The organism is Aeromonas sp. D3 (assembly GCF_027705025.1).
GTDB classification, from domain to species: Bacteria; Pseudomonadota; Gammaproteobacteria; order Enterobacterales; family Aeromonadaceae; genus Aeromonas; species Aeromonas salmonicida.
In genome coordinates this window covers 191,053-216,100 of sequence record NZ_JAPDBE010000001.1, presented here as the reverse complement: position 1 = coordinate 216,100, position 25,048 = coordinate 191,053, and the positions used below count along the sequence as shown (strand labels likewise).

Here is a 25,048-nt window from a genome sequence, read left to right as displayed (position 1 = left end):
GTCTGCTTAAACCCGAATTCACTCAGCTGACTGAAGACGGTCGATTGCAGAGTGATCACTAATCCCCCCAGCAGAGTCGTGAAATAGTCCTGCATGGTCAACCTCCGTAGCCGCGGGTATAGCTGGCTGTTTGCTTAAACCCGAATTCACTCAGCTGACTGACGAGGGTCGGTTGCAGGGTGATCACTGATCCCCCCTGCAGGGTCATGAAATAGTCCTGCATGGTCAACCTCCGTAGCGGCGGGTATAGCGGGCAGCCTGCTTGAGGCCGAATTCACTCACCAGACTGATGGCAAGATAGATGAGGGCCGCGGCGGCATACCAGGTGAAGGGTTCATAAGTGCTGGCCGAAGCCATCTGGGCCTGACGCATCATCTCGTTCACCCCTATGAGAGAGACCAGCGCCGTATCCTTCAGCAACACCAGCCACTGATTGCCGAGGCCCGGCAGGGCATGACGCCAGGCTTGGGGCAACACGATGCGAAAGAAGATGCGCCCCTTGCCAAGACCGAGCGCCAGCGCCGCCAACCGCTGTCCGGCGGGCACCGCATTGAGCGCCGCCCGCAGAGTCTGGGTGGCATAGCTGGCAAACAGCAGAGAGAGTGCGAGCACTCCACAGGCGAACGGGCTGAACTCCACATACTCACCTGTGATGAGAAACAGCACCTGGGTCGAGCCGAAGTAGATGAACAGCACCACCAACAGCTCGGGCAAGCCACGGATCAAGGTGGTCAGTGTAGCCACAGGCCACACCAGCCAAGGCTGTTTACTCAGCTCGGCGGCGCTCAATCCCAGCGCCAATACCATGCCACCGACCAGTGATGCCAAGGCCAGCCCGAGGGTCATCCAGGCTGCATCCAACAACAGGCTCAACATGGCTTACTGCGCGAAGTATTTGTCGAAGATTTTCTGATAGGTGCCGTTGGCCTTGATCTCGGCCAGCCCCTTGTTCAGCTGGGTCAGCAGCTCCAGGTTGCCCTTGGCCACTGCGATGCCAAAGCCGGTACCGAAGTACTTGGCATCGGTCACAGGCGCACCGATCACGACGTACTCCTTGTGCTGCTTGAGCCAGTCGGCCGCCACGGCAGTATCGGCAAAGACACCATCGGTACGGCCATTCATCATGTCGAGGAAGGCACTCTGGTAACTGGCATAGGGCACTGTCAGCAAGCCTTTGCTGATCCAGTTATCCACCAGATAGGACTGATGCGAGGAACCATTCTGCACGCCGACCGTCTTGTCGACCAAGTCTTCCGGCCCCTTGAAGGTCCCTTTCTTGGCCACGAACACGGCTGAGTTCTCGTAATAGATGTCGGAGAAGTCGACCTGGGCTGCCCGCTCCGGGGTCACATCCATGGCTGCGATGGCAGCGTCATAACGACGGAACTTGAGGCTGGGGATCAGGCTGTCGAAGGCCTGGTTGTGGAAGCTGCACTCCAGTTTGACCTGGGTACAGATGGCACGGGCCAGGTCGATGTCAAAGCCCTGAAACTCGTTTTTGTCGTCCAGGTATTCGAACGGTGCATATGTCGCCTCGGTGGCGAACTTGATCTCTTTGGCCAGCACAGAGGTGCTCAGCAAACCCATGGCAGCAACCAGCAACAGACTCTTTTTCATGACAGCTTCCTTATCGATTTGAATATCAATGCATCAAGAATTCGGCAAACCGGCTGGTTTGCGGGGATTGGAAAATGGCGGCGGTACCGGACTCGATGATCCGCCCCTTTTCCAGATAAATCACCTGACTGGCCACCTTGCGGGCAAACTCCACCTCGTGGGTCACCACCACCTGGGTAATACCGGTCTGGCCCAGATTGCGGATGATCTCGGCCACCTCTTTGGTGATCTCGGGATCGAGTGCGGCCGTCGGCTCGTCAAACAGCAGCACTTGCGGATCCATCATCAGGGTACGGGCAATGGCCACCCGTTGCTGCTGGCCGCCGGAGAGGCGGGCAGGCCAGGCATCACGCTTGTCGGCCAGTTGCAACTGGGTCAACAGGTAGGCGCCCTTCTCGATGGCCGCGGCCTTGCTCATGCCGAGCAACTTGACGGGCGCCTCTATGAGGTTCTCCATCACGGTCAGATGTGGCCAGAGATTGTACTGCTGGAACACCATGCCCACCTTGCGACGCAGTGCCTGCGCCTGACGGTTGAATTCGGCAGCAGACAGGCCGGACGGGAAAGAAAATTCACTTTCACCGATGCGCAATACGCCGGCATCCGGCGTGTCCAGCAAGTTCATCATACGTAGCAGCGAGCTCTTGCCAGCACCGCTCGGGCCCAGCAGCACCAAGGTTTCACCGGGCTCAGTCCGAAAGCTGACATCTTGCAGCACCGGCACCTTGTGCCAGGATTTTGCGATACCGATTAGTTCAATACCCATACAGCCCAATTGAATAAGTTTTCAAAATTTCGTCCCGATTTTAGCCCCAACATGGGGGGATGCAAGCTAATTTTGAATCAATATGCAGAACAACCGCCGCTTCCTTGCAAAAATAGGCACATGAATGCAAAATGGGCACGCTGTTCATATCTGCCGCCTGAGCGTGACAGGCAGCCACACCTCCTCATTCGTGAGTCCAAGATGAAACACAACGACAAGCAAGAAAAACTGGCCAAGGCCTTTAAAGCCTTGCTGAAAGAAGAACGATTTGGCTCCCAGGCAGAGATAGTGACTGCCCTGCAAGAGATGGGCTTCGAAAACATCAACCAGTCCAAGGTATCGCGCATGTTGAGCCGCTTCGGCGCCGTTCGCACCCGCAATGCCAAGATGGAGATGGTTTACTGCCTGCCGGTGGAACTGGGTGTACCCACCACTTCCAGCCCGCTCAAGAACCTGGTACTCGACGTCGACCACAACGGCGCTCTGGTCGTGATCCACACCAGCCCGGGTGCAGCCCAGCTGATCGCCCGCCTGCTCGACTCACTCGGCAAGGCAGAAGGGATCCTCGGCACTATCGCCGGTGATGACACCATCTTCATCACTCCGACCAGCGACACCGATATCGAAGAGCTCTATCTCTCCGCCCTCGAGCTGTTCGAACAGACCCCTTAATGTCAGCCAATGCGCAGGCCACCGCCTACTAGCGGTACCGCCAGAACGCAAAATCCCGGCCAAGGCCGGGATTTTTGTTTTCTGCGCACCGGTGAATGCTGACTTATTGACCCTTTGCCACCAGAAAATCTTCCGAGGGGGCAAAGAAGGCCGCCCCCGTCACTGCCGTGGTGAAGCGCAGCAGGTGATCAAAATGGCCGCCCTCCCCCTTGTACATGCTGGCCATCATGGCATTGAAGTGCAACGGCGTGCGGCAGCAGGAGATGAAATAGAGTCCCTGCTCCGTCATGGTTCCCCAGGGCATGCTCTGACGCAGTATCTCCATGGATTCGCCCTTGGGCGTCTTGAGGTTGACCCGCTTGATATGGGAGGTCAGCGGCTTGTCGGCCGACTCGTATTCGATGTTGTCGCGCTTGGTGCGGCCAATGATGTCTTCCTGTTCCTTCAGGGCGAGCTTCTCCCAGTCGCTCATGGCATGTACCCAACGCTGCACATGGACATAGGAGCCACCGGCAAACTCGCCACCCTCAAGCAAGGCCACCTCAGCGCGGTGTTCATCTTGCGGGTTCTCGGTGCCGTCGACGAAGCCGGTCAGGTCCCGGCAATCCAGATTGCGGAAACCACGCACCTCTTCCACCAGCGCCACCAATCCGGCCAGCAGCGCCATAACCCTTTGACCGGCGTGATGCAAAACATCGACCCGATCGGCGCGCAACTGCACGAAGAGGTCGAACGGCGTATTTGGCGCCTGCTGACCGTTGGCTGATTGCGTCATAAAGCCGCGAAACTGGGGCGGACGGGCCACAGGGTAGAGGTCATCCCAGGCATCGGCGCCGACGGCGACCAGGCCAGTGAAACCGGCATCGGGGAAATCGGCGGCAACCGCTTCCCACAGAGCAGGCAAGCTGGCCAGACGGGCAACCAGTGCGGTCGCCTCTCCTGTGCGATTGAACATCAGATAGAGTGCGTGCAGATTCGGCTCTGCGCAGATCCCGGCTTGGGCTTTCATTATGTCTCTCCCCTGTATAGGCATTAGCGTGGCGCGATTATAAACCAGAGTGAATTCAATTCATTGATTCCATAACGATATCAAGTGGTTCACTGCACTGGTTCAAACAACACCAACCCATGGGGAGCGACCTTGACCCGAGCGCGATCCCCGCCGAGTGGCTCACCTATGCTCGCCTCCAGTCGCTGACCGCCACACTCGAACAACACCCGACAGTGATGACCGAGAAACTGCTGCTCCAGCACAGTCAGTTCGCCGTCCACGACGGCCTCCAGCAACAGTTGCTGGGGTCTGAGCATCAGTTGCAGCAGCTCGCCCAGGTTGCGACCATGAGGCTCGCTGCCACAGATAACCCCGAGCGCCGTCTGCACGCAGTGACTGTCCACCACCTCGGCGGCCAGATAATTCACCCCGCCCAAAAACTCGGCAACGAAGCGGTTCTGCGGGCGGCGATAAAGCTGCTCCGGCTGTCCCACCTGCTCGATGTGACCAGCCCGAAACAGGGCCAGCCGGTCGGCGAAGGCAAACGCCTCCTCCTTGCTGTGGCTAACGAAGATGGCGCCGATCCCCTGCTGCTTGAGCAGTGTGCGGATCTCGAGGATCAGCTTCATCCGCACCTGGGTGTCGATGTTGGAGAAGGGCTCATCCAGCAGCATCAACTTCGGCTTGCACACCAGAGCGCGAGCGATGGCAACCCTTTGCTGCTGCCCGCCAGAGAGTTGATGGGGATAGCGATCTCCCAGCCCCTGCAGCTTAACCAGCGTCAGCGCCTCCTCCACCTGCTGCTGACGGGCGGAGTGGTCAAGGCGAGTCAGCCCGAAACCGACATTGTCGGCCACCGTCAGATGGGGGAAGAGGGCATAATCCTGGAAGATCATGCCGATGTTGCGCGCCTCGGGTGGCACGCTGACGCCCGGCCCATCCAGCAGGGTAGCACCGAGGCGGATCTCCCCTTCGGCCAGCGGCAACAGGCCTGCAATGGCCTTGAGCAGCGTGGTTTTACCGCAGCCACTGGCCCCCAGCAGACAGACAATCTCGTTGTCGGCCACCGACAGAGACAGCTGCTCCAGCACATTGCGACCGTTATAACGGCAACTGACGTTCTCAACCTGCAAGCAAGACACGGCTGACTTCCTCATATTCTTTTGATTCAGGCCGACCTGCGCCGGACAACAATTCAGGGAGTGATCTGCAGACTCAGTGCCCCTGGCTATCCAGGCTGCGGTTGACCCAGATGAGCGGCAACAGCCCTACCAGCACGATAACGATGGCCCCCAGGGCGCCGCGTTCCAGCATCTCGTCCGAGACAAATTGATAGACGTGGGTCGCCAGGGTATCGAAGTTGAACGGCCGCAGCAGCAGGGCGGCGGGCAGCTCCTTCATGGATTCGATGAATACCAGCATGGCACCGGCAAACAGACCCCGTCGCACCAGCGGCAGATGAACCCGCCGCAGCATACCGCCATCTCCCTGTCCCAGGGAACGGGCCGCCATGTCAAGGCTGGGGGAGATCTTGCCCATGCTGCTCTCCACCGAACCGATGGCAATGGCCACGAAGCGCACCAGATAGCCGAATACGATGGCAGTGAGGGTACCGGTCAGCAGCAAGCCAGGCCCCTGCCCTCCAAGCCACTCGGCCAGATCATTGATACCAAAATCGAGGGCTGTCAGCGGCACCAGCACGCCGATGGCAAGCACGGTACCCGGCATGGCGTATCCCATGGCGGCGATGCGCAGGGGCAGCAGGCTCTTGACCCCGCCATCGAGGCGACGGAAGAAACCGAGCAGCAGGGCGATACCCATGGCCAGCAGGGCTGTCAGCGCCGAGATGAGCAGACTGTTGCCGGCGAAGCGGACAAACTCCGGCGTCCAGGAGAGTTCGAAATAGCGCACGCCGTAATCGAGCAGGATGACAAATGGCAGGCCGAAACCCGCCAGCACCAGTCCCCAGCACCAGAGTCCGGCCAGCCAACGGCTGACTCCCTTGAGTGGATAACGCAGCGGCTGCTCATGACCCATGGATTTCTGAAACACCTGCTGACGCTGGCGGGAGCGGCGCTCCAGCGCGATCAGCAGCACCACGGCCAGCAGCATCATGCAGGAGAGCTTGGCAGCGGTGGCCAGGCTGCCATAGCCGAGCCAGGTATCATAAACCGCAGTGGTCAGGGTGTTGATGGCAAAGAAGTGGACAGTGGCAAAGTCGGCCAGAGTCTCCATCGCCACTAGGGAAACCGCCACCATGATGGCGGGGCGTGCCAACGGCAAACTGAGGCGGCGAAAGCTCTGCCAAGGGTTGCAGCCGAGCAGACGGCTGGAGTGAATGAGGCTGACCGACTGCTCCAAGAACGAGGCGCGGGCCAGCAGATAGACGTAGGGAAAGAGCACCAGCGCCAGTACCCAGGCTGCGCCGCCCAGGGATCGAATGGCCGGGAACCAGTAATCCGCCGGTCTGCTCCACTCAAACAGGGTGCGCAGCCCCGCCTGCAGCGGCCCCGAGTAGTCAAGCAGGTCGGTGTAGACGTAGGCAACGATGTAGGAGGGCATGGCCATGGGCAGCATCAGCGCCCACTGCAGGGCTCGGCGCCCCGGTACCTGACACATGGCTACCAGCCAGGCGGTAGGTACGCCGAACAACAGGCTGAGCAGCACTACGCCCACCACCAGTCCCAGCGTATTGGCAAGGTAGTCGAACAGCACAGTATCGGCGAGGTGACGAAACAGGTCTCCGTCTGCCGAGAAGGCTGAGAAGATCAGGGCGAGTACCGGCAAACCCAGCAGCAGGGCGGTGGCCCAGCTGCTGACAATCCATCCACAATTTTTCATGAGACCACAGAAGTGGATGGGGCCCTTGGCCCCATCTGATTACAAGTCGAATTTTACTTCATCCAGCAACTGCAAGGCATCCTTGCGGTGCTTGGCGTACTCGCTGACCGGCATGGGATCAGACTTGAAACTGCCCCAGGACTTGACCATGGCGGAAGGCTCGACCCCGACCTTGACCGGGTACTCGGCATTCACGTCCGCATACATGTGCTGGGCAGTATCGCCAGCCAGGAACTCCATCAGCTTCTGGGCGGCTTCCTTGTTCTTGGCATGCTTGGTCATGGCCACGCCGCTCACGTTGACGTGGGCGCCACGGTCAGCCTGGTTCGGGAAGTTGATGTAGACAGCATCAGCCCAGGACTTCTGAGCCGGATCTTTCAACATGGCACCCAGGTAGTAGCTGTTGCCGAGGGACAGATCGCAGATGCCATCCTTAATCGCCTTGACCTGATCCCTGTCGTTGCCTTGCGGCTTGCGCGCCAGGTTGGCCTTGACCCCTTCCAGCCAGGTTTTTGCATCCGCCATGCCGTGATGGGCGATCATGGAGGAAACCAGCGCCACATTGTACTCATGCTTGCCGCTACGGGTACAAATTTTCCCTTTGAATTCAGGCTTGACCAGATCTTCGTAGCGGATGGTGTCGAGTTTGCCGAGGCGTTCCTTGCTCGAATAGATGGCACGCACGCGGGTGGTCAGGGCGAACCAGCGGTTCTCCGGGTCACGATAGATAGCGGGAATATTCTCCTGCAGTATCTTGCTGTCTACCGGCTGCACCAGCCCCTTGTCCACCAGATCGGTCAGACGGCTGATGTCCACGGTCAGCATCAGGTCGGCCACAGAGAGCTTGCCTTCCCGCTCCAGACGCTCGTTCAGCCCCTCTTTGGCGAACACCACGTTGACCTTGATGCCCGATTCCTTCTCGAACTGCTGGATGATGGGCTTGATCAGTTCATCCTGACGGTTGGAGTAGACATTCACCTCTCCTGCCGCAAACGCACCCTGAGCAGCCAGGGTAGAAAAAGCCAGTGCCAGCATCTTCATTTTCATCATCCATTCCTTGAGTTGCTATATCGAGTGATAACCATTGCTGTTTGTATTTTGCATTGGCCTCGCCAACCGGATCAAGAAAACATCGAGTGCGGGATCACATATTTAAACGCCGTTCAAACAAAAGGGCCGGATAGAATCCTATCCAGCCCCACCATGGAGTCAATCAATGACTACCTATCGGCAACCCGTCCAGTCTGGCAATCCGAAACAGGGTTACCCATGCTCAAGCCGCCAGGGCACCCGAGCGATCAGAGCGCCTCGTCATCGCTTTCACCGGTACGAATGCGCACCGCCTGCAACAAATCGTAGACAAAAATCTTGCCATCGCCGATCTTGCCGGTATACGCCGCCTTGCAGATCGCCTCTATGACCCCTTCGACGTTGTCATCGGCCGTCGCAATTTCCAGCTTCACTTTGGGTAAGAAGTCGACCTGGTACTCGGCTCCCCGGTATAATTCGGTGTGCCCTTTCTGGCGGCCAAACCCCTTGACCTCGGACACTGTCAGTCCTTCGACTCCCAGGCTGGCGACGGCTTCACGCACATCGTCCAACTTGAAGGGTTTGATAATCGCAGTAATCAGCTTCATCTGGTTGCTCCCAATCCATGGTATGTGGTGAATTGGGTATCAATTCTTGTGCCAAGTCTTTTTATTGTTTAATTTCAAAAAGATAGCATTTATATCCTGGATGAATCCCCCCCGGCATCACCAAGGGAGCACATCTCGCCCCATAATGAGGCACCAAGCTGAACCAGCCTCTCCCTATGCACCAAACAAGAGCACAGCAGTATGCTAGTCATCTCCAACAGCGTCACCCTCCCCTGGCATGAGCTGCAGTTTCAGGCCATGCGGGCCCAGGGGGCCGGCGGCCAGCACGTCAACAAGACTGACTCCGCCGTCTGGTTGCGCTTTGATTACCGCAGCTCTCCCAGTCTGCCCCCGCTCTACAAAGAGGGGCTCGACAAGCTGAGCGACAGCCGGGTACACGATGGTTTTATCCAGATCCGGGTCGAGACCCATCGCAGCCAGGACATGAACCGAAAAGAGGCCATGAGCCGCCTGGTGGAGCTGCTCAAGAAAGCCGCCTGGCGCCCCAAGGCCCGTCATGCCACCAAGCCGACCCGCAGCTCCCAGCGCAAGCGGATCGACGCCAAGAAGCGCAAGGGCGACATCAAGTCAGCCCGCGGCAAACCCGTGCTGGAGTGATGCTGCCAGCCTTACGACTTGCCCACGCCAAGGATGAGAGAAGATGAGATACAGTTTTTGCGACAGCGCCCACGGCCCCCTGCTCATCGCCATCGATCGGGATGGCCTGCGCCACGTGGAGTTCATGCAGGGCGAGCGCCCCATAATGCCAACCCAGCAGTGGCGTCAGGATGATCTGGCGCTGGCGCCTTACGTCGAGCAATTCGCCGCCTATTTCGCCGGCCGTCTGCAACGCTTCGATCTGCCGCTCGCCGCCAAGGGAACCCCCTTCCAGCAGTCGGTGTGGCGCGCTCTGTGCGACATTCCCTATGGCAAGACCGTCAGCTATCTCGAAATAGCCCAGTCCATCGGCAACCACAAGGCGGTGCGAGCCGTGGGTGCCGCCAATGGCCGCAATCCTCTCAGCATCATAGTGCCCTGTCACAGGGTGATAGGGCGCAGCGGCGAGCTGACCGGTTATGCCGGCGGCATCCCCATCAAGCGCTGGTTGCTGGCGCTGGAACAACAGAACGCCGGTTCGTTCGAGTTGACTCCTTGATAGTGGCGACATCCCTGTAAAACACTCACTTCAGCCACTGGCACAACAGAGGTCCGGTTTGTTCGAGTGGCGCCGTTTTGCGTTTATAAAAATGAACATAGTATGAAGAATCGCCTCAGAAGGGCTTCAGACAGGGTCAGGCATCATGGCTTCACACTTGGATGGCATGGCTCATCCCTCATTCAAGTGGCACCCATGTGACGCTTCCAATCTGTCTTTTTCCCCGCGCCTCCTCTGAGGCGCTTTTTTTGCCTGAAAAACAGCCACAAAAAAGCCCGCCGAAGCGGGCTCTGACCGGAAGGTGCCAGCTTCGAGGTCAATCAGAGGGCGAGGAACAGCCCCGCCAGCGAGGCGCTCATCAGGTTCGCTAGCACACCCGCCAGTATGGCGCGCATGCCGTAACGGGCGATGAAGGACTTGCGCTCCGGCACCATGGCGCCCAGGCCACCGATGAGGATCGCCATGGAGGAGATGTTGGCGAAACCGCACAGGGCGAAGGTGACGATGGCCTTGCTCGATTCGTTCAGGGTCTGATCCTGCACCAGGGCGATGAAAGCGACGAATTCGTTGATGACTATCTTGGTCCCGATCAGGGCGCCAGCCGCCTGGGCCTGATCCCAGGGCACGCCGATCAGCCAGGAGACGGGGGCGAACAGCCAGCCCAGTATGATCTGGAAGCTCAGCTCCAGTCCCACCAGATCACCGGCCCAGCCGAGCAGGCCGTTGAGCATGGCGATCACCCCGACGAAAGCCAGCAGAGTCGCGCCGACCGCGACCGCTATGTTGAGGCCTGCCATGGCGCCATCGGCCGCCGCTTCGATCACATTGGTCGCACGGGGGATCTCCACATCCTGACAGTGGTCAACGTCTTCGGCCGCAGGCGGCACCAGGATCTTGGCCATGGCCAGACCGGCAGGTGCCGACATGAAGGCAGCCGCTATCAGGTACTTGAGCTCAACCCCGATACTGGCGTAGCCCACCAGGGTGCCGCCAGCCACGGAGGCGAGACCGCAGCTCATCACGGCGAAGAACTGGGAGTCGGACATCTTGGAGAGGTAGGGCTTGACCACCAGCGGCGCTTCCACCATGCCGACGAAGATGTTGGCGGTGGCGGAGAGGCTCTCGGCACGGCCGGTACCCAGCAGCTTCTGCAGACCGCCGCCCAGCAGGGCGATGACCCGCGGCATCAGGCCTATGTGATAGAGGATCGCGATCACCGCAGAGAAGAAGATGATGACCGGCAGCACGTTGAACGCAAAGATGAAGCCCAGCTTGAACTTGGCCAGATCCCCGAACAGGAAGGCGATCCCCTCCTGACCGTAACCGATCACGCTGCTGACGCTCTCGCTGACCCCGTTCAGCACGTGCTGACCGGCAGGCAGCCAGAGCACCAGACCGGCAAAGAGGACTTGCAGGCAGAGGGCGAGACCCACTGTTCGCAACGGGATACGACGACGATTATCAGAGCAGAGTACGGCCAGGGCCAGGATACTCAGTATGCCGAGCAGGGCAATCATAGGGACTCCATCAAGGGGGGCAAAAGATGGGCGCGGATTCTGCTCTCCCCGCCCCTCCACTGCAAGCCCGCCTGGTTACAGCCCTGTTAGCAAAAACGTTTGCACGATATCGGTTGCGCCAACCCGCTGATTTGGTTCAATTTTGGTATCATGCGAAAGCCAGTGTTCTTATATGGAAACGATTATTCCTCTGTACCGGACAATTTGCCGCCGAGCCAGGGGGCAAGTCGCTGCTCCCAATAGGGATTGGGGCCGAAGCTCTCCTTGAGAAAATCGATGAAGAGACGGATCTTGGGATCCAGATGTTCGCGCCTGGCGTAGACGGCGTGCACCGCCATCTTCTGGTTAGGCCGCCACTGGGGCAGCAGTGGGATCAGTTGACCGGACTGCAACTCCTTGTCCAGCAAGTAGTTGGCGACATAGGCGATGCCGAGCCCGGCCAGGGCGGCATCGCGCACCGCCTCCGCCAGATCCACCCGGTAGTTGCCGGCCACCTGCACCGTCTGGCGCTCCTTGCCCTGGCGAAACGACCACTCGTGGTAGCGCCTCTCCCGGCTCTGGTAGGTGATGCAGTTGTGCTGGGCCAGATCTTTTGGGTGCAAGGGTATGTCGTGGCTCAGCAGATAGTCAGGCGAGGCCACCAGCACGAAGTGGATATCCGCCAGCCGCTGCCCCACCAGCGCTTCGGGCTTGTCTTCATAGGTGGTGATCCAGAGATCCAGCCCCTCATCCACCAGGTTGGTTCTGTGATCGAACAGGGAGACTTCCAGCTCCAGCTCGGGGTAGCGATCCTGAAACGCCTTGAGGCGCGGGATCACGTGCAGCCGGCCAAACGACTGGCCCACCCCAAGATGAAGCACGCCACTCACCTTGCCACGGCGCTCCGCCACCATGGAGTCCGCCTCCAGCGCCACCGCCACCAAAGCGCGGCAGTGACGGGCATACTCCTGGCCGAGTTCGGTTAGGGAAAAGCGGCGAGTGGTGCGCTGCACCAGCTGGGCACCGAGTTCGGCCTCAAGCTGGGCCAGCTGTTTGCTGATGTGGGATTTGGAGACGCCGAGCCGCCGTGCGGCCGCCGAGATGCCCTGTTCACGGACAAGGGCATCGAAGATCACCATTTGGGGCAGACGTTGCAGCACAGAGTTACCAGACAGGAAAGCGGGCCTCCATTATTCCAGAGCAGCCCGCAGCGGGGTAGACCTAAAGCCCAAGCGCCCGTTTGACCTCTTTTTGCAGGGGATCGTCGGCCGGATTCTGGTTCGCACCATAGCTTGCTATCAGCTTGCCATCGCGCCCTATCAGGTACTTGTGAAAGTTCCAGCCCGGCGCCTCGCCCGCGGCCGCGGCCAACCCCTTGTAGAGAGGGCTAGCATCGTCACCCCGTACCGCCAGCCGGTTGAACATGGGGAAGGTCACCCCGTAGTCACGGCGGCAAACAGCGGCGGTTTTGTCCTCATCCCCCGACTCCTGCCAGAAGTCGTTGGACGGAAAGCCCAGCACTATCAGCCCCTTGTCCTTATAGGTCTGGTAAAGCGTCTCCAGATCCCCAAACTGGCCGCGATAACCGCAATAAGACGCCGTATTTACCACCAGTACCACCTTGCCTTCGGTCAGCTGGCAGAGGTTGTGGCGCTGGGTGCTGTTGAGCTCCCGTTGCTCCATATTGAAATAATCAGGGCAGGCAGCAGAGGCCGTCCCGACACCAAGCAGCAATAACAAAGTGAACCATTTCATCGGGCAACTCCTTTTGAACAGATGAGCGTCATACGCACAGGTGGCGCAGCCGGTTCATCCCCATCATTTAGCGCAAGGGTATGCCGGTCAGCCAGCCATGACCCCAGAAGATCAAGACAGCCGTGACCGCAAGTCCAGCTCCCACGCTGATACCAGTCCCAACCCAGTTCGCTGCGGGGCGGGGATGACACTGCCAGTCCCGCACCGAAATCCAGATGATGCTGACCAGGGCCCACAGACCGATACCGCCGAACAGCACCAAGGAGCGGGCCTCGCTGTTGACCGCAAGATGGGCGCCAGCCCAGAGCAGGGTACCAAGCAGCTGGGGATGAACCAGCCAGCGCCGTAAGTGGTTGGGCCCCTGGCCCGAGAAGAAAAGAATGAGCGCGACTGGCATCACGCCCATCACCAGAGCCGGGCCCCAGGCGGGCGGAAAATAGAGTGGCATGGGGCTGGACGAACGCCAGCCAGCCAGAATCAAGCCGAAAGCGACGAACACCAGCAGCGAGAAGAGTCCCTTGTAACGGTTCTCCCCCAACCGGTCGCGCAGGCGGGTTCGATGGGCCGCAGCGAAGCAGGGATAGAGATGGATAAGGGTAAACAGCAGTACCCCCAGGGTCAGCAAGATCATGGGTGGCTCCTTGTACTATGGGGGATCACTATGCCGCAAAGTGGTCAGCCAAAATATAGAAACCGTAGAAAAGCGATGGAGATACAGCAAGATAATGAAAAAAGCCGATCGGGAGATCGGCAAGGTATTGCGGCCAGATCTGCAACAAAGACAGGTCATCACCGCGACACGGGGCAGGGTAAAGCCGGTGCCCGGCACCGGCCAAAAGAGGATCAGCATCGCAGCATATAGAGCGCGGCCACGTTGCGGGCCGTGAGCTGCAGGTTGGTGGTGGCTGTCGCCAATGCCTCCGGCAGGGACATGGCGCGGTTGACCACGGCGAACACCGCATCCAGCCCGTGCTCATGCACCACACCGTAGTCGTCGGTGAGACACCCTGAAATACCTATCACCGGCTTGCCAAACTGCTTGGCACAGCGTGCGACACCGATTGGCGTTTTGCCGTAAATTGTCTGGCTGTCGATACGCCCCTCCCCCGTGATGACGAGATCCGCATCGGCCACAGCCTCGGCCAGTTTCAACGCCGCTATGACGATCTGGATGCCGGGCTTGAGCTCGGCACCGAGCAGGCCCACCAAGGCCGCCCCCATGCCACCGGCGGCGCCCGCCCCCGGGATTTCCCTCACCTGTTTGCCAAGGGCCTGCTCGATGCAGTCGGCGTAGCGGGAGAGGTTGGCATCCAGCTGGGTCACCATATCGGCGTTGGCCCCTTTTTGCGGGCCAAACACGGCGGAGGCACCTGTCGGGCCGCACAGCGGATTGTCCACGTCACAGGCCACCTCTATGGTGATCTTGGCGAGGCGCGAATCGAGCCCGCTCAGATCTATGGTGGCCAGATCCGCCAGCCCGACGCCGCCCGGCGCTATGGGAGTGCCATCGCGTTTGAGCAGCTTGCCGCCGAGCGCCTGGATCATGCCGGCACCGCCATCGTTGGTGGCACTGCCGCCGATGCCGAGGATCAGGTGCTTCACCCCCATGTCGAGGGCCGCCAGGATCAGCTCACCGGTACCGAAGCTGGAGGTGTGCAGCGGATTGCGCAGCTCGGGGGGGACAAGGTGCAGGCCGGAGGCCGCCGCCATCTCGATGACGGCGCGCTCGCCATCCCCCAGCAGGCCGACGAAGCCCTGCACCTGGTTGCCGAGCGGCGCTGTCACATAAAACGGCAGTATGCGACCCCCGGTGGCATCCACTAGGGATTGTACTGTGCCCTCGCCGCCATCGGCCATGGGTAGTTTGATGTAGGTGGCCTCTGGCAACACCTGCTTGAAACCCGCCTCGATGGCATCAGCCACCGCCATGGCGCTCAGGCTCTCCTTGAATGAATCCGGTGCGATAACAATTTTCATATCAGTTCCTCAGGCGAGACCAAACACGCCAAACATCAGGGTGGAGACGGCTGCTATGGTCAGACCGACGGCTGTTTCATAAGGGATAAGCTTGAGGCGCTCCCCCACGCCCATGTGGACGCTGCCACCAGTGGCATGGAAGAAGGAGCCGTGGGGCATGTGGTCAAACACGGTAGCACCGGCATGGATCATGGCGGCCCCCGCCAGAGTGCTGATGCCGAGCTCAATCAGGGTGGAGCTGAACACGTTGGAAGCCACCACTGTCCCGGCCGTGGTCGAGGCAGTCGCCAGCGACATCAAAGCGCCCGAGATGGGAGCCAGCAGGTAGGAGGGCAGACCTGAGGCGGTCAGGCCGCTGATCAGCACATCCTTCAGACCCGAGTTGGCAATGATGCCCGCCAGGGTACCAGTACCCAGCAGCATGATGGCCACCGGCGCCATACGGGCCAGGCCCGAGACCGCAAACTGGTTCACCTTGCTGAACTTGCCCATCATAAGGGCCCCGACCAGGCCGCCGAGGGGCAGAGCAATGAGCGGATCCACGACGATACCGGCCAGTGGGCGCAGGGCCAGCAGCAGTATGGCAACCAGGGGCGCACTGATGGCGGCGCCAAAGCCGGGCAGCTTGCTGCCACTGAAGCTCACCACCTCGTCGGCGGCGACCTTGCTGCCCTTGTTGTTCAGACGCTTGGCCAGCCAGTAGGCCATCACCAGCCCGAACAGGCCAGGTATGATGCCGGCCGCCATGACGGAGGTGAGCGGCAGGTGGAAGGCGTCGGACGCGGCGATGGCGTTCGGGTTGGGGGACATGACGTTGCCCGCCTTGCCGCCCCCTATCATGGCCAGCAGAATGGCCGCCTTGGAGAGGTCGGCACGGCGCGCTATGGCCAGCGCTATGGGGGCGACCGTGATGACGGCCACGTCCACAAAGACGCCGACTGCAGTCAGGATCAGGGTGGCCAGCGCCAGCGCCAGCAGGGCGCGGGTCTCGCCGAGCTTCTTGACTATGGTCTCGGCGATGGTGGTGGCGGCGCCCGATTCGATCAGCACGCCCGCCAGCACACCGGCCGCCAGAATCCGCATCACGGCGGTGGTGATCCCCTGGGCGCCACCTATCATCAGGGCGACGGTCTGGGTCAGATCGGCCCCGCCGATCAGGCCACCCGCCAGGGCGCCGACTATCATGCCGTAGGCGGGCGGCACCTTCTTCAGAATGAGGAAGATGGCGATGGAGAGCGCGGCGAGAGCGCCGAGCGCGGATACAGGGATCATGACGGGCACCTTGAATGGGAGTGAGTGGTGGCCATTATGGTGATCCGGGATCGGAATGCGTTGTCTGAAAAGCCAAATAGAGCCTCTTTAAAGAGAGTCTTTTTGTTCATTACAACAAATCAGCTATCGAGATTGAGCCCGAGGTAGAGCAGGAACTTGTCGTCTAACTTGTTGAAATTCAACCCGGTTATCTGCTCGATCCGGGTTAGCCGGTAGCGCAGTGTATTGGGGTGGATGAAGAGCGCCTCGGCACAGGGATGCAGATCACAATCCTGCAAGAAATATTGGCGCAGCGTCTTTTGCAGCGTTCCCTTTGTGTCCTCCTGCGCCAGCCTGAGCAGGGGCGCCCGCAACTGATCCGCCTGCCAGGAGTCCGCCAGACTGCCGAGCAGTACCGGCAACCGGTAATCCTCGAAGAAGTAGACCTGCTTGCGCGGAGCCTGCCGCATGCCCCGGCGCAGAGTATCCCGCGCCGTCTGGTAGGAGCGCGCCAGACCATCTATGCCGCCGAAGTAATCACCCACCCCTATTCGTACCTTGAAGTGGGGAATGCGAGCCAGCAACTGCTTGATGCGGCTGCGCTCCTGCTCCGATTGCCAGACGCCGTCGCTCAGCTGGGCCGGTTTGAGCACCACTATCTCGTCGAGGCCGTTGATGGCCACCAGATTGTCCCGCTCCGGATTTTCCAGCAGATGCACCAGCTCCCGCAAGCGGGCGGGATCCGCCTCCTCCAGCGCCAGTACCGCCACCACCCGAGGCTGGGCCAGATCCAGCTCGAGGAAACGGGCTGCCTGTTGCAGTTGATCGATCCGCCCCTCACCACGGATGAGCTGCAGTACCAGCTCCTCTTTGTGGCGCTTGTCCCACTGCAACTGCTCGGTGAGCGCCGCCTGCTCCAGAATGAGCTCGGCAGTCATGCGCACCAGCTCGGCGTAAGCACGCACTATGTCCGGATCGCCCGAGATACCGATGACCCCGAGCAATTCCCCCTGATAGGCGATGGGCAGGTTGATGCCAGGGCGCACCCCCTTGAGCTGCTGGGCGGTCGCCTCGCTTATCTCCACCACCCGGTTCTCGGTCAGCGCCAGTACGGCCCCCTCGTGGCGCTGATGGAGGCGCTCGGGATTGCCGGAGGCAATGATCAAACCGTGTTCATCCATCACGTTGACCGAGAACGACAGTATCTTCATCGCCCTGCTCACTATCTGACGGGCCAGGGTATCGTTTAGCTGCATAACATCTCCGGACAACAAGCTGGCATGACGCCTGGTGGCCCACAATCACACGGGCCGACGTGCAAAGATCCCACATCATCAAGACAAGCGCGGGAGGGATCGCTAGAATAGGCCACTTTACGCTATGTGTGACCCACCATGGATCATGGATCTGACGCTATGCCAGTCCGCTTTGTGGTGGCCTCATCCTTCCGATATGGACTCCGCTATGGACTATGAATTTCGCCGCGACCCGTTCGGTGGCTATCGCGCCCGGTTCTCCATGGGTCATGAGGCCATCGGTCAGTGGTTGATCGATGAAGTTGGCAAGGATGAGGAGAAGCTCGATGAGCTCTTCTCCATCATCGACCAGCTGTCCAATCGCACCCGCACAGAGTACCAGCTGTACGGCGGTGACTATTCACTGCTGCTCACCCATGAGGAAGCCGAGGTGAAAGCCAACGTCCTCAATATCGAACAGGATGAGGATCTCGACGATCTCGCCTACTACGATGATGAGCAGCTGGCCATGTGCGGGCTGGAAGACTTTGCCCAGGTGCTAGGCTCCTGGCGCGCCTTTATCCGCAATGAGGATATGGGCTGAATACCCACATTTAGGGCGAGCATGCCCCTTGCAACCCAACAGGATTGACTATGTCTATTTACGATTTTGACGGCGAACAACCAGAACAGCCGGAAGACGAGCAGGACCAGACCAAACAAGCCGTGCCTGCCAAGAAGAAAGGCAAGCAGGTGATGAACACTCAGGTCAACCTGAGCCCGCGCGATGCCAGCCGTCTGAACGGTCTGCACGTCGAAGCCATCACCACCCTGGACGATGTCAGCCTGCCGAAGAACGTCATCTTCAAGGCCGGCCTCATCGCCCTGGGCGAGCTGGAAGCCACCAAGCGCGCCGACATCATAGCCCGTGTCATCGCAGAATCTGGTCGCTAAAAGGCACCTGTACTGGCAATGCAGTCTCAGAAAAGCCGGAGCCTCAGCTCCGGCTTTTTCATGGCTGCGCCCCGCAGCGGACTCGCCCTTGCAGGGATCCGACCAGCCTATTAAGGCTTGTGTCATGATGTGACGACTTGTTAAGGTGCGGGACTTTTATCGGCCTTGGAGACTCAATGTTACCTCTACCTGATTCGCTCATCTGGGGAGCACTGGCGCTGGCCGTCTTGCTCTGTCTGGTCCGTCAACGCCTGCCCGGCCTGCTCCTGTTGGGGGTCGCCCTGCTGGCCGCCCTATACCTCGGTCGCCTCAGCCCTTCCGCCCTGCTGATCACGCTGGCGGGCCTGCTGCTGGCCTGGCGCACCCCCAGCCTGCCCCAGCCCTGGCGTGGCGCCGCGCTGACGCTGGTGCTGCTGTGGGCCATAGCGCTGATGCTGCACCTCATCCCCGGCTTCAACAATCTGAAGGTGCTGGACCAGGTACAGGCAGGCCCCGCCAGCGTGCCCTTCAACATGTACCTCAATCTGGACAAGCCGCTGGTCTTCTTCGGCCTGCTGCTGGCCTGGCCCGCCTTGCTCGGCCAGGGCGGTGCGATCCGCTGGCGAGCGCTGGCCCTCTTGCTGCTGCCGCTGGCGGCCCTGCTGATCACCGCCTGGCAGCTGGGGGCGCTCAAGCCCGAAGCGGGTCTGCCCCACTGGTGGTGGCTGTTTGCCCTCAACAATCTGTTGTTCACCTGCGTGGCGGAAGAGGCGCTGTTTCGCGGCTTCATCCAGCAAGGGGTGGCCGCCCGCAGCCGGCTTTGGCTCGGCATCCTGATGGCCAGCCTGCTGTTCGGCGCAGCCCACCTGGCCGGCGGCCCGCTGCTGATGCTGTTTGCCGCCCTGGCGGGCGCCTGCTACGGCCTGGCGTTCCAGTTCAGTGGCCGCCTGAGCGTCGCCATCGTCATCCACTTCCTGTTCAACTTCGCACATCTGGCCCTCTTTACCTACCCCCTGGCCAGCCGCTGATCCCAGGCGCCCCGGTAGGGGCGCCATCACATTCCCCCTTGCCTGCCACCCGGCGCCCCTTTTCCCCATGACAGCAACCTGAACCCTGCGGGCTTTCTATTTGCACTATTTCACCAGGCTAGAGTGTCGATTAATTGACCCAAGCCAAGATAGTGTCATCTCCGCCCCATAGAATGAGCCGGTAACCATCACAAAAATAAAAACAAAATTATCAGTTACTTGACTCACTCAGGATGCTCACATGACCACAAGCCAACGGGAGGGGGAGATACGCTTCCCCGACCACCTATCCCTGATCTCGACCACGGATCCCGCCAGCCACATCACCTATGCCAACCAGCACTTCTGCGAGGTAGCCGGTTACAACGCCGCCGAGATGGAAGGGGTGCCCCACAATCTGGTACGTCATCCCGACATGCCCAAGGCTGCCTTTGCCGACATGTGGCAGCGACTGCGCCAGGGCAAGAGCTGGATGGGACTGGTAAAGAATCGCGCCAAGAGCGGCAGCTTCTACTGGGTCAACGCCTACGTCACACCGATCCTCAACGACCAGCGGCAGATCATAGAGTACCAGTCGGTGCGTACCCGCCCGAGCGAACAGGACATCGCCTGGGCTGAGCAGCTCTACGCCCGCATCCGGGCGGGCAAGGCGCTGCCCTGGCCCAGCCGGTTCACCCTGGAGCCGGGCCAGCTCACCTTGCTCCTCTCCGGCACGGCCCTGCTCGCCCTGCTGACGGCCCTCGTTACTGGCCATCCCATGTGGGGGGTTATTGGCACAACGACCCTGCTGGCCCAGATGATCCACGGCTGGCGGCTGCAACAGCGGCTCAACCGGCTGGCTACCACGGCAGGCGAGGAGATGGGCACCCCGCTCTGCCAGGTGCTCTACACCAAACGGCGGGACACACTGGCGGCTCTCGAGCTGGCCCTGCGCATGAAGCGGGCCGAGCTCAAGGCGGTGGTGGGGCGCAGCGCCGACACCAACCAGCAGATACTGCAGGCCGCCGAGGATGACAGGGGCAATATCCAGACCATAGACACCCACCTGCAACAGCAGCGGACCCAGAGCGAGCAGCTGGCCACCGCCATCACGCAAATGAGCCAGTCGATCCGTGACGTGGCGAGCAACGCCCATCAGGCCAACGCCCTGGTGGGCGAGGTACAACAGGTATCGGCCGAGGGATTGCAGGCGCTGGCGACCACACAATCATCGGTCAATCAGTTGCATGAAGAACTTGATGCCAACCACCAGGTGCTGGCGCAACTGACCGGTGACAGCCAGAAGATCAGCGGGATCCTGGCGGTGATCAGCCAGATCGCCGATCAGACCAATCTGCTCTCCCTCAATGCGGCCATAGAGGCGGCGCGGGCCGGTGAGCAGGGGCGTGGTTTTGCAGTTGTGGCCGACGAGATACGGGCACTGGCCCAGAAGACCCGCAGCTCCACCGGCGAGATCCACGAGATGATCCAGGCGCTGCAGCAGACCACCCGCCAACTGGCCGATGGCATGACCCAGGGGGCCCAGACCTCGGAGCGTTGCCAGCAGCACGTGAGCACCACAGCCGAGGTGCTCAACCAGATCAACCGCATGCTGACCCAGGTCACCCACACCAGCGACGAAATTGCCCAGGCCGTCAGCCAGCAGGCGGATGTCACCAGTACCCTGGATCACGGCATCCACCAGATCCACCAGCTGGCCAGCCACACAGCCGACAACAGCAGGCAGGCCCTGGACGGCATCACGCTGTTGGTGGAGCGGCTGCATGCCCTCTCCCGCCTGATCAACCAGTTCCGCCACTGACCCGTCACTCGGGGTGCGTGCCGACCGGTACGCGCCCCCTTGATTGCCAAGCCTGATCTAGATCCTCCGCTTGAACGGCCACTGACCCGCAGCCTTCCCCTCAATGCCACCCCCTCTCCCCATATGGGGCCTTTCATTTATTTGTAACAAAAATGTAAATGAAATGACCTCTATGCCCGCCATAACAGTCACTTTCCATCGTGCCTCAACCAAAAGGACTTAATGATGCACAAGCCCCTCAGTTATGCCGCCCTGCTGCTGGTCAGCCAGTTTCCATTGCAGGCGCTGGCCGATACCGATGTCTACCTCACCAACAACGGCCCGGAACCCCTGCAACTGGCAATCAGCCAGAGCGGCAGCGGCCAGCTGCAGGCGGGCAGCCAATGGATCCAGCACAGAACGGAGCTGGGCCCCTGGGAGAGCGCCATGGTGCTCAGCTTCAATCGCTACGAGGGGGTGAAGGCGGGCAAAAGCTATCTGTTCGAAACCCGTGTCACCACGGCCAGCGGCGACACCTATCGCCTCAACCAGTTGATGGAGGGTACCTGGTGGAACACCACCCTGCAGCACGGTGGCGACACCCCGACCGCCAGCTCGGGGTGGAAGAGCGACCGCGCCCTGCATCGTACCCAGGGGCCGCAGGAGCTGGCCTTTGCCGCCAAATTCACCGGCCGTTACGACGATCTGCACTACATGCTGACCCCGCCACAACCACGGGAACAACCGGAGCCTTCACAGAGCAAGCTCAAGGTAGCCAGCTACAACGTCTGGGCCCTGCCGGTGATCGCCTCCAGCATTGGCGAACGGTTAACCTTGCTGCCCGATTACCTCAAGGGCTATGACGCCCTGCTGCTGCAAGAGGTGTTCGACGGCCGCCGCGAGGGCTTCCTGCAGGCGCTGGCCAAAGAGTACCCCTATCAGACCAAGGTGCTCGACAAGCCGGGGGTCAATATCCACGACGGTGGCGTGGTGATCGTCAGCCGCTACCCCATAGTGAGGGAGGCCCAGCTGGTCTATCCCCAGTGCACCGGCACCGACTGTTTCGCCGACAAGGGGGTCATGTACGCCGAGGTGATCAAGGGGGGCAAGGCCTGGCATCTGTTCGCCACCCACACAGCCAGCTTCGACACCGACGAGGCGAGACGGCTGCGCCAGATCCAGTTCGGCCAAATTCGTACCCTGGCCGCCAGCCTCAAGATCCCGGCCAGTGACACCGTCATCTATGGCGGCGACTTCAACGTCAACAAGCGCAAGTTCGCCGACGACTACGCCAGCATGCTGGCCAACCTTGACGCCCATGAACCCGGCTATGGCGGCTATACCGAAGCCACCTTCGATCCCAGGATCAACCCCTATGCAGGCGGCCCTCTCTCCGGAGGTGCCAACGTCGAGTATCTGGACTATCTGGTGGTGAGCCGGGAGTACGGCACAGCCAGTCATAACCTCAACAGCGTCTGGATCCCGCGCAGCAGCGATGGCAGCCTCTGGCCCGCCAGCAACCTCTCCGATCACTTCCCGGTCAAGGGCGAGATCAGCCGATGAAGCGCCGCTACGGGATCCTGGCCCTGGCAGTCCTCTCGCTCTTGCTGCTCAACCTCGGCTGGCAGAATGAGCCGGAGTCGGCCCCAGCCAACACTGAGTTTCATCAGCGTGGGGGAAGTCAGCCGCAGCAGACGCCAGCAGCTCCGATGACAGCCCTCATGCCCCGGCTCACCCCGGCGGCCAGCGGGGGCCAGTCCACCAAGCCGCCCCCCGGCTGGCGAGAGATGCCTGCGGAGCTGAGCCAGCGGCTCGCCAGCGAGATCAGCGACACCGACCAGCCGCTGAGCGAGCGGCTGGTCAATCTGATCGCGCTGGAATCCCAGTGGATGAGTGAGGGGGAGAGCCTGACACGGTTGCAGGGGCGTTACGCCCAGGCCCTGGATCAGTTGGCCGCTGACAGCGAACAGCTGGCACTGGCCGAACGGCTGGCCGCCCTGACCCGGCTGCAGGATGAGTGGGCGGCGGATCACCCGGATCTGGCAGCGGATCTGTTCAACCCGGATGCCCGCCTCTTGCAGGCGCGCCAGTTGTGGGGGGATGAGGAGCTGGAGACATTGGCCCGCCACTTCCTGCCTGCCGACCGGGCCGAGGCCAGCGTGGCGTTTGCCGGTGTGCGCCAGCAGCAGCTGGATCAGCGCGGCCGCTACCAGCAGCAGCTGGCCGAGCTGGAGCAGCAACTGGCGGCCAGTCAGGGGAGCATGGATCCCGAGCGCTGGCAGCAGCACAGGGAGGAGGTGCTCGGCCAGTTTCGGCGCGACTTCTTCGCCCAGGCACAGGACAAGCCCTGAGCATGAAACGACCCGGGGAGCCTGACGTGGAAAAGAAAAAGGGCCCGCCGGGGCCCTTTGCGTTTGTCCGACCATCAGGCCAGCGGATAGCTGGCGGCCAGCCCGTTCTCGCAATGCCAGTTGGCCCACAGCTTGTTGTCGCTGCCCATCAGCAGGGTGGCGAAGTTGCGGGTGCGCAGGTAGACAGGGGCGCCGAACGGCTTGATGAGCTCGGCGCGTATCAAGCGGTTCTCGTCGAGGTATTCGGGATTGTCGTTGGTCATGGCGAGGATCCCCATCCACTGAAACTGGGTGGGACAGGGATGGACTATGCCGGAGGAGACCAGCTGGTGCACATTGGTGACCCCTTCCCGCTTGTCCTGGATGACGCCCAGGCAGCCCACGTGCACGTCGCCGGAGAGGATCAGTGTCTTGCTGCCCTGATCCTGCAGGCGCCGCAGTCGGGCGTTGTCCAGCAGCCGCATGATGAGACGGGCCCGCTCCCCCTGATGGGCCTTGGCCCGCCAGTGATCCTTGAGATCGTCGGTCAGCTCCTCTTCCCAGGGGGTGGCATCCAGCGCCGCCTCTGTGAAGGAGAAGTCCCGATAAACCACGGGCACCCCCGCCATGACCAGCAGGTGGCCCGAGTCGCAGGCGGCCAGCGCACCGTTGACCTGCTCCCACTGGGACTGGCTCATCACCTGGGCCTGGATGCGGGTTGCTCTGTTGTCCAGCGCCAGGATCCGGTAACCCCGAAACGTCAGCAGCCAGGAGTGGTGATTCAAATTGACCGGGTCCAGCAGGGAGGCATTGGCGCTGCTGCGCAGCTGGAACAGCCGGAAATAACGGGACGCGGCAGCATAGATGGCCCGATAAACATCACAGCCCTGCAGATCCTCGGGATAGCTGCCCCAGCCATCGAAGATGTCGTGGTCATCCCACATCATGGCGCTTGGCACCCGGGCCAGCAGGCGGGCCACCTCGGGCCGGCTCCACTGCTTGCAGTAGAGATCGCAATAGAAGCGATCGAGCTGCTCCTCCATGGTGCGGGTCGCCTTGCGTTTGACCTTCTCCGTCCTGTCCAGCTCGTTCCAGGCTTTGAGGCTGGGAACCGTGGTCCAGAGAGAGTCGGCATAGACCTGATCCCCCCCCATCAGCAACAGCGAGAAGGGATGCGCGGCGTGTTCGGCAGCAAGCCTGCCCCACATCACATAGGGCTGAGGCGTGGAGGTGAGCAGCTTGAAGTCGGAAAAACCGTTGCAAGAGGCGTAACCGATGCGCACCGGCTCCGCCAGCCCCGGCAGATGAAACTGCCAATGGTCGTCCCCGGCCAGATCCCGGGCGGGCTCCCCATCCAGCAGGATCCGGTACTCCACAGCAGCACCCTCGGCGGCCGGGCTTGCCGTCCAGCTGGCCCGCCACAAACCCCCTCTGGGGGTATCCGCCTGCTTGCTGGCAGGCAGCAAGGTGCCGTTGATCCTGATGCTGGCGCCCTTGCAGCCGGGCCCCGCCAGAAAACAGATGCTGTACTGCGTCTCAGCTTCGAGCCCCAGCAGGGGCCCCATTAACAGGCTTGTCATCTT

General features: G+C 61.0%; 26 protein-coding genes. 9 read left to right on the top strand and 17 right to left on the bottom strand.

The window, feature by feature from the left end:
- Nucleotides 1-97: 97 nt before the first annotated feature.
- Genes OKC28_RS01045 through OKC28_RS01030 form a run of 4 tightly spaced genes read right to left on the bottom strand, consistent with a single transcriptional unit; the run spans nucleotide 98 to nucleotide 2,383 of the window.
- Nucleotides 98-223: a hypothetical protein gene (locus tag OKC28_RS01045; RefSeq protein ID WP_270686768.1), complete on the bottom strand. Its 126-nt coding sequence runs from the start codon at nucleotides 221-223 to the stop codon at nucleotides 98-100.
- Nucleotides 224-225: 2 nt separating this feature from the next.
- Nucleotides 226-876 carry an arginine ABC transporter permease ArtQ gene (artQ, locus tag OKC28_RS01040; protein WP_270686766.1) on the bottom strand — a complete coding sequence of 217 codons (651 nt, stop codon included), beginning with the start codon at nucleotides 874-876 and terminating at the stop codon, nucleotides 226-228.
- A gap of 3 nt (nucleotides 877-879) precedes the next feature.
- Entirely contained in the window at nucleotides 880-1,617 is a 738-nt protein-coding gene (locus tag OKC28_RS01035) for a transporter substrate-binding domain-containing protein (protein ID WP_005313547.1), read from the bottom strand.
- A gap of 25 nt (nucleotides 1,618-1,642) precedes the next feature.
- Entirely contained in the window at nucleotides 1,643-2,383 is a 741-nt protein-coding gene (locus OKC28_RS01030; protein WP_005313549.1) for an ATP-binding cassette domain-containing protein, read from the bottom strand.
- A 201-nt stretch (nucleotides 2,384-2,584) separates the two neighbouring features.
- Between OKC28_RS01030 and argR the strand changes: the two genes are divergently transcribed.
- Nucleotides 2,585-3,055, top strand: coding sequence for a transcriptional regulator ArgR (gene argR / locus OKC28_RS01025; RefSeq protein ID WP_005308670.1), 471 nt, complete (start codon nucleotides 2,585-2,587; stop codon nucleotides 3,053-3,055).
- Between the two features lie 103 nt (nucleotides 3,056-3,158).
- Here argR and OKC28_RS01020 read toward each other — a convergent pair whose 3' ends face one another.
- The 5 genes from OKC28_RS01020 to glnK all read right to left on the bottom strand — a co-directional run bounded on the left by OKC28_RS01020 (nucleotide 3,159) and on the right by glnK (nucleotide 8,524).
- Entirely contained in the window at nucleotides 3,159-4,064 is a 906-nt protein-coding gene (locus OKC28_RS01020; RefSeq protein ID WP_265451813.1) for a Dyp-type peroxidase, read from the bottom strand.
- Between the two features lie 89 nt (nucleotides 4,065-4,153).
- The gene (locus OKC28_RS01015; protein WP_270686761.1) at nucleotides 4,154-5,188 is read right to left on the bottom strand and encodes an ABC transporter ATP-binding protein; all 1,035 of its coding nucleotides are present in this window, start codon (nucleotides 5,186-5,188) and stop codon (nucleotides 4,154-4,156) included.
- A 73-nt stretch (nucleotides 5,189-5,261) separates the two neighbouring features.
- Nucleotides 5,262-6,887, bottom strand: a complete 1,626-nt coding sequence (locus OKC28_RS01010) for an ABC transporter permease (protein WP_234577256.1) — start codon at nucleotides 6,885-6,887, stop codon at nucleotides 5,262-5,264.
- 39 nt (nucleotides 6,888-6,926) lie between these two features.
- Nucleotides 6,927-7,934 carry a Fe(3+) ABC transporter substrate-binding protein gene (locus OKC28_RS01005; RefSeq protein WP_270686938.1) on the bottom strand — a complete coding sequence of 336 codons (1,008 nt, stop codon included), beginning with the start codon at nucleotides 7,932-7,934 and terminating at the stop codon, nucleotides 6,927-6,929.
- Between the two features lie 251 nt (nucleotides 7,935-8,185).
- Nucleotides 8,186-8,524, bottom strand: coding sequence for a P-II family nitrogen regulator (gene glnK / locus OKC28_RS01000; RefSeq protein ID WP_005313561.1), 339 nt, complete (start codon nucleotides 8,522-8,524; stop codon nucleotides 8,186-8,188).
- A 201-nt stretch (nucleotides 8,525-8,725) separates the two neighbouring features.
- Between glnK and arfB the strand changes: the two genes are divergently transcribed.
- Together arfB and OKC28_RS00990 are read left to right on the top strand one after the other, a co-directional pair.
- Nucleotides 8,726-9,142, top strand: a complete 417-nt coding sequence (gene arfB / locus OKC28_RS00995; protein ID WP_005313563.1) for an alternative ribosome rescue aminoacyl-tRNA hydrolase ArfB — start codon at nucleotides 8,726-8,728, stop codon at nucleotides 9,140-9,142.
- A 43-nt stretch (nucleotides 9,143-9,185) separates the two neighbouring features.
- Nucleotides 9,186-9,680, top strand: coding sequence for a methylated-DNA--[protein]-cysteine S-methyltransferase (locus tag OKC28_RS00990; RefSeq protein WP_021138828.1), 495 nt, complete (start codon nucleotides 9,186-9,188; stop codon nucleotides 9,678-9,680).
- A 320-nt stretch (nucleotides 9,681-10,000) separates the two neighbouring features.
- On the opposite strand, the gene OKC28_RS00985 is transcribed toward OKC28_RS00990, so the two are convergent.
- The 7 genes from OKC28_RS00985 to OKC28_RS00955 form a co-directional block, all read right to left on the bottom strand.
- Nucleotides 10,001-11,197 (bottom strand): NupC/NupG family nucleoside CNT transporter, encoded by a 1,197-nt coding sequence (locus OKC28_RS00985; RefSeq protein WP_059111745.1) that lies wholly within the window; start codon nucleotides 11,195-11,197, stop codon nucleotides 10,001-10,003.
- Nucleotides 11,198-11,379: 182 nt separating this feature from the next.
- Entirely contained in the window at nucleotides 11,380-12,315 is a 936-nt protein-coding gene (locus OKC28_RS00980) for a LysR family transcriptional regulator (RefSeq protein WP_270686936.1), read from the bottom strand.
- 82 nt (nucleotides 12,316-12,397) lie between these two features.
- A complete protein-coding gene (locus tag OKC28_RS00975) occupies nucleotides 12,398-12,931 on the bottom strand; it encodes a glutathione peroxidase (protein WP_021138831.1) in 534 nt (177 codons plus the stop codon).
- A 67-nt stretch (nucleotides 12,932-12,998) separates the two neighbouring features.
- Nucleotides 12,999-13,562, bottom strand: a complete 564-nt coding sequence (locus OKC28_RS00970) for an NnrU family protein (protein WP_059111747.1) — start codon at nucleotides 13,560-13,562, stop codon at nucleotides 12,999-13,001.
- 212 nt (nucleotides 13,563-13,774) lie between these two features.
- On the bottom strand, nucleotides 13,775-14,908 hold the full coding sequence (locus tag OKC28_RS00965; RefSeq protein ID WP_270686753.1) for a glycerate kinase: 1,134 nt from the start codon (nucleotides 14,906-14,908) through the stop codon (nucleotides 13,775-13,777).
- Between the two features lie 9 nt (nucleotides 14,909-14,917).
- Nucleotides 14,918-16,180: a GntP family permease gene (locus OKC28_RS00960; RefSeq protein WP_270686751.1), complete on the bottom strand. Its 1,263-nt coding sequence runs from the start codon at nucleotides 16,178-16,180 to the stop codon at nucleotides 14,918-14,920.
- A 119-nt stretch (nucleotides 16,181-16,299) separates the two neighbouring features.
- On the bottom strand, nucleotides 16,300-17,415 hold the full coding sequence (locus OKC28_RS00955) for a sugar diacid recognition domain-containing protein (protein WP_270686749.1): 1,116 nt from the start codon (nucleotides 17,413-17,415) through the stop codon (nucleotides 16,300-16,302).
- 208 nt (nucleotides 17,416-17,623) lie between these two features.
- Here OKC28_RS00955 and OKC28_RS00950 point away from each other — a divergent pair, with 208 nt between their 5' ends.
- The 6 genes from OKC28_RS00950 (at nucleotide 17,624) to OKC28_RS00925 (ending at nucleotide 23,486) form a co-directional block, all read left to right on the top strand.
- On the top strand, nucleotides 17,624-17,998 hold the full coding sequence (locus tag OKC28_RS00950; RefSeq protein WP_270686747.1) for a YacL family protein: 375 nt from the start codon (nucleotides 17,624-17,626) through the stop codon (nucleotides 17,996-17,998).
- A gap of 50 nt (nucleotides 17,999-18,048) precedes the next feature.
- The gene (locus OKC28_RS00945) at nucleotides 18,049-18,348 is read left to right on the top strand and encodes a hypothetical protein (protein WP_005313598.1); all 300 of its coding nucleotides are present in this window, start codon (nucleotides 18,049-18,051) and stop codon (nucleotides 18,346-18,348) included.
- A gap of 176 nt (nucleotides 18,349-18,524) precedes the next feature.
- Nucleotides 18,525-19,355, top strand: coding sequence for a CPBP family intramembrane glutamic endopeptidase (locus tag OKC28_RS00940; RefSeq protein ID WP_270686744.1), 831 nt, complete (start codon nucleotides 18,525-18,527; stop codon nucleotides 19,353-19,355).
- A gap of 241 nt (nucleotides 19,356-19,596) precedes the next feature.
- Nucleotides 19,597-21,156, top strand: a complete 1,560-nt coding sequence (locus OKC28_RS00935; protein WP_270686742.1) for a methyl-accepting chemotaxis protein — start codon at nucleotides 19,597-19,599, stop codon at nucleotides 21,154-21,156.
- 225 nt (nucleotides 21,157-21,381) lie between these two features.
- Nucleotides 21,382-22,698, top strand: coding sequence for a sphingomyelin phosphodiesterase (locus OKC28_RS00930; RefSeq protein WP_270686934.1), 1,317 nt, complete (start codon nucleotides 21,382-21,384; stop codon nucleotides 22,696-22,698).
- The gene (locus tag OKC28_RS00925) at nucleotides 22,695-23,486 is read left to right on the top strand and encodes a hypothetical protein (RefSeq protein ID WP_270686740.1); all 792 of its coding nucleotides are present in this window, start codon (nucleotides 22,695-22,697) and stop codon (nucleotides 23,484-23,486) included. Before OKC28_RS00930 ends, OKC28_RS00925 begins: the two co-directional genes overlap by 4 nt.
- 74 nt (nucleotides 23,487-23,560) lie before the next feature.
- On the opposite strand, the gene OKC28_RS00920 is transcribed toward OKC28_RS00925, so the two are convergent.
- Nucleotides 23,561-25,045, bottom strand: coding sequence for an alkaline phosphatase D family protein (locus OKC28_RS00920; protein WP_270686737.1), 1,485 nt, complete (start codon nucleotides 25,043-25,045; stop codon nucleotides 23,561-23,563).
- Between the last annotated feature and the right edge of the window lie 3 nt (nucleotides 25,046-25,048).

Coding starts and splice junctions, on each gene's coding strand:
- OKC28_RS01005 (WP_270686938.1), bottom strand. CDS start 7,934: ATGAAAATGAAGATGCTGGCACTGGCTTTTTCTACCCTGGCTGCTCAG.
- OKC28_RS00980 (WP_270686936.1), bottom strand. CDS start 12,315: ATGGTGATCTTCGATGCCCTTGTCCGTGAACAGGGCATCTCGGCGGCC.
- OKC28_RS01020 (WP_265451813.1), bottom strand. CDS start 4,064: ATGAAAGCCCAAGCCGGGATCTGCGCAGAGCCGAATCTGCACGCACTC.
- OKC28_RS00970 (WP_059111747.1), bottom strand. CDS start 13,562: ATGATCTTGCTGACCCTGGGGGTACTGCTGTTTACCCTTATCCATCTC.
- OKC28_RS01010 (WP_234577256.1), bottom strand. CDS start 6,887: ATGAAAAATTGTGGATGGATTGTCAGCAGCTGGGCCACCGCCCTGCTG.
- argR (WP_005308670.1), top strand. CDS start 2,585: ATGAAACACAACGACAAGCAAGAAAAACTGGCCAAGGCCTTTAAAGCC.
- OKC28_RS00920 (WP_270686737.1), bottom strand. CDS start 25,045: ATGACAAGCCTGTTAATGGGGCCCCTGCTGGGGCTCGAAGCTGAGACG.
- OKC28_RS00985 (WP_059111745.1), bottom strand. CDS start 11,197: ATGATTGCCCTGCTCGGCATACTGAGTATCCTGGCCCTGGCCGTACTC.
- OKC28_RS00960 (WP_270686751.1), bottom strand. CDS start 16,180: ATGATCCCTGTATCCGCGCTCGGCGCTCTCGCCGCGCTCTCCATCGCC.
- arfB (WP_005313563.1), top strand. CDS start 8,726: ATGCTAGTCATCTCCAACAGCGTCACCCTCCCCTGGCATGAGCTGCAG.
- OKC28_RS00945 (WP_005313598.1), top strand. CDS start 18,049: ATGTCTATTTACGATTTTGACGGCGAACAACCAGAACAGCCGGAAGAC.
- OKC28_RS00935 (WP_270686742.1), top strand. CDS start 19,597: ATGACCACAAGCCAACGGGAGGGGGAGATACGCTTCCCCGACCACCTA.
- artQ (WP_270686766.1), bottom strand. CDS start 876: ATGTTGAGCCTGTTGTTGGATGCAGCCTGGATGACCCTCGGGCTGGCC.
- OKC28_RS01045 (WP_270686768.1), bottom strand. CDS start 223: ATGCAGGACTATTTCATGACCCTGCAGGGGGGATCAGTGATCACCCTG.
- OKC28_RS00925 (WP_270686740.1), top strand. CDS start 22,695: ATGAAGCGCCGCTACGGGATCCTGGCCCTGGCAGTCCTCTCGCTCTTG.
- OKC28_RS00975 (WP_021138831.1), bottom strand. CDS start 12,931: ATGAAATGGTTCACTTTGTTATTGCTGCTTGGTGTCGGGACGGCCTCT.
- OKC28_RS01035 (WP_005313547.1), bottom strand. CDS start 1,617: ATGAAAAAGAGTCTGTTGCTGGTTGCTGCCATGGGTTTGCTGAGCACC.
- OKC28_RS00930 (WP_270686934.1), top strand. CDS start 21,382: ATGCACAAGCCCCTCAGTTATGCCGCCCTGCTGCTGGTCAGCCAGTTT.
- OKC28_RS00965 (WP_270686753.1), bottom strand. CDS start 14,908: ATGAAAATTGTTATCGCACCGGATTCATTCAAGGAGAGCCTGAGCGCC.
- OKC28_RS00990 (WP_021138828.1), top strand. CDS start 9,186: ATGAGATACAGTTTTTGCGACAGCGCCCACGGCCCCCTGCTCATCGCC.
- glnK (WP_005313561.1), bottom strand. CDS start 8,524: ATGAAGCTGATTACTGCGATTATCAAACCCTTCAAGTTGGACGATGTG.
- OKC28_RS01030 (WP_005313549.1), bottom strand. CDS start 2,383: ATGGGTATTGAACTAATCGGTATCGCAAAATCCTGGCACAAGGTGCCG.
- OKC28_RS00950 (WP_270686747.1), top strand. CDS start 17,624: ATGGACTATGAATTTCGCCGCGACCCGTTCGGTGGCTATCGCGCCCGG.
- OKC28_RS00940 (WP_270686744.1), top strand. CDS start 18,525: ATGTTACCTCTACCTGATTCGCTCATCTGGGGAGCACTGGCGCTGGCC.
- OKC28_RS00955 (WP_270686749.1), bottom strand. CDS start 17,415: ATGCAGCTAAACGATACCCTGGCCCGTCAGATAGTGAGCAGGGCGATG.